Source organism: Citricoccus sp. K5 (assembly GCF_902506195.1).
Lineage (GTDB): Bacteria > Actinomycetota > Actinomycetes > Actinomycetales > Micrococcaceae > Citricoccus.
This window is the reverse complement of the sequence record NZ_LR732821.1, coordinates 1-2,592: the sequence shown is the minus strand read 5'-3', so window position 1 is coordinate 2,592 and position 2,592 is coordinate 1. Positions and strand designations below refer to the sequence as shown.

General features: G+C 66.6%; 2 protein-coding genes. Both read left to right on the top strand.

The window, feature by feature from the left end:
* The first annotated feature begins 162 nt into the window (after positions 1 to 162).
* Complete coding sequence (gene istA / locus BOSE125_RS17760) at positions 163 to 1,734, top strand: IS21 family transposase (RefSeq protein WP_159555550.1); 1,572 nt, start codon at positions 163 to 165, stop codon at positions 1,732 to 1,734.
* On the top strand, positions 1,731 to 2,480 hold the full coding sequence (locus tag BOSE125_RS17755; RefSeq protein WP_159555548.1) for an ATP-binding protein: 750 nt from the start codon (positions 1,731 to 1,733) through the stop codon (positions 2,478 to 2,480). The genes istA and BOSE125_RS17755 overlap by 4 nt, the downstream gene beginning before the upstream one ends.
* Positions 2,481 to 2,592: the final 112 nt, after the last annotated feature.

The following is a 2,592-nucleotide window of genomic DNA, read 5'->3' as shown; positions in this document are numbered from 1 at the left end:
TGAATATTCGGAGTACTGAGGTCCACTCGTATTGGGGTTGGGAGCCGGTGGCCGGTTGACGCATTTGCTGTCTTCGGAGCCACCGTTATTGTCGTTCGGAGCCACCTGCTTAGGCTCCTTCCGCCGGGTGTAAAGGGCACCCGGCGGAAGGAGCAGTTCTCAATGGTAAGGAAGATTAAGGCCAAGCTCGTGCTGCGGTTGCGGGCCGAGGGTCTGTCGGGACGGGCGATCGCTGCCTCACAGCGGATCTCGCGGAACAGTGTGGCAGCGGTGCTGGAGGCTGCCGATGCGGCAGGGGTGCGATGGGACGACATCGCCGACCGGCCCGAGACCGAGGTGTACTCGATGGTGTTCCCCGGCCGCGGGGAACACGAGAGCGTCTACGCCCAGCCAGATTTCGAGAAGGTTCACCGGGAACTGTCCCGGGTCGGGGTGACGCTGAAACTGCTGCACGGCGAATATCTCGATGCCTGTGCCGCCGCCGGGGATCCGGCGATGGGCTACGACCGGTTCTGCAAGTCCTATCAGCATCACCTGCTGGTGGCCGGGCTGGCCTCGAGGGTGGGGCACAAGGCCGGGCAGACGGTCGAGGTCGACTGGTCCGGACCCACGATGCAGCTGCTGGACACAGCCACCGGCGAGCTGACGAGGGTGTATTTGTTCGTGGGGTGTCTGCCGTTCAGCCGGTACTCCTTCGTCGAACCGACCCTGGACATGAAGCAGGACACCTGGCTGCGGGCCCACGTGGCGATGTTCGAGGCGTTCGGCGGCAGCGTGCCGCGGATCGTGCCGGACAACCTCAAGACGGGGGTTATCAAGCATCCGGCCGAGGGCGAGATCGTGCTGAACGACGCCTATCGGGAGATGGCCGCGCACTACTCCGCCGCCGTGCTCCCGGCCAGAATCAGGGCACCCAAGGACAAACCCAGCGCCGAGAACACCGTCTGGCATGTGGCGATGCGCGTCATCGCCGAGCTCAGGGACCAGAACTTCGCCACGTTGGCCGACCTCAAAGCGGCGATCATCGACCGGGTGGCCGCCTACAACCAGGAGTCGTTCCAGAAGCGGCCAGGCTCCAGGGCCAGCGTGTTCGCCGCCGAGGAGGGCCCCCTGCTGCGGCCGTTGCCAACGGTGGCCTATGAGATCAGCCGGTGGGTCTACGGCCGCAGGGTCGCGAAGAACGGGCACGTCACCTTCGGCCGGAACTTCTACTCCGTTCCATACACCCACGTCGGGGCCAAGGTCGATCTGCGTCTGACGGACACGATGCTCGAGGTCTACCGCGGCCCCGAGCGGTTGGCCAGCCACCTGCTGCTGCCCGAGAACGTGGTGAATGAGTACCGCACCCATGACGCCGATCTGCCGGCCGGGCCCGGCTACCGGCAGTGGGACCCGGACCGGGTGCGGGACTGGGCCACCCGCGTCGGAACGTCTGCGGTGGTCGTGGTGGAGCGGATCTTCGAGTCCGTGCCGGTCGCCGAGCAGGGCCTGGACCCGGCCCTGGCGGTGCTGCGGCTGACCCGCCGCTACTCCGCCGAGCGGGTGGAGGCGGCCTGCTCTCTCGCGCTGGCCGGCCGGGTCAGGTCCCCGCGGTATGCGCACCTGCGCCCGATCCTGGAGACCGGGCAGGACAAGACACCCGGCAGAACACCATCGCCAGGGGCCGCGACGGCCGAGGAGCCCGGTGGCTACGTGCGTGGGGCCTCCTACTACGCGGCAGGAGGCACTCGATGAGCCGGATCGACACCGAGACCAAGCGCAAGCTGCGCGAGATGGGAGCCGCCACCTTGTTGGAGGCCCTCGAGGCCCAGGACGAGACCCTCGTGATGGGACTGGGGTTCGAGGACAAGATTCGGCTGGCCGTGGACGAGGCTCACTCTTCGTTCAACCACGCCAAGGTTGAGGGGCTGATCCGGCGGGCCGGGCTGCGCTACCCGAACGCTGACCTGCGCCGGCTGGATCTGCTCACCGAGCGCGGCCTGGACCAGGGCGTGATCGCACAGCTCGGGACGTGTTCGTTCATCGACCGGCAGCAGAACGTCGTGTTCCAGGGCTTCACCGGCTCCGGGAAGTCCTACCTGGGCTGCGCGCTGGCCAAGCAGGCCTGCCAGCACCGGATCCGCGCCCACTACATCCGGATGCCCGACCTCGAAGAAGCCTGGGCCCTGGCGAAGGACAAGCCCCTGGGCTCCACGAAGTTCCTGAAAAAGTACGCCGCGTTCACGCTGTTGGTCATCGACGAATGGCTGTTGGACCATCCCGACGAGTCGATGCGGAGCATGCTGCTGGAGCTGCTGGAGCGCCGCTACGGGAACACCTCGACCGTGTTCTGCACCCAGTACGCACAGAAGGACTGGCACCAGCGCCTGGGCTCCGGAGTGCACGCCGACGCCATCATGGACCGCATCGTGCACAACACCCTCTGGATCGAGACCGGCAGCTACAACATGCGCGAACACACCGCCATGAACGGCCACTAGAAAGCCCGTCGAGGGCCGGTGGCTCCCACCCGGCCGGCCGCCGGCTCTCAACGGCCATAGTGGTGGCTCTGAACCACAATATTCAGTGGCTCCCAGAGGTCCGAATACTCAC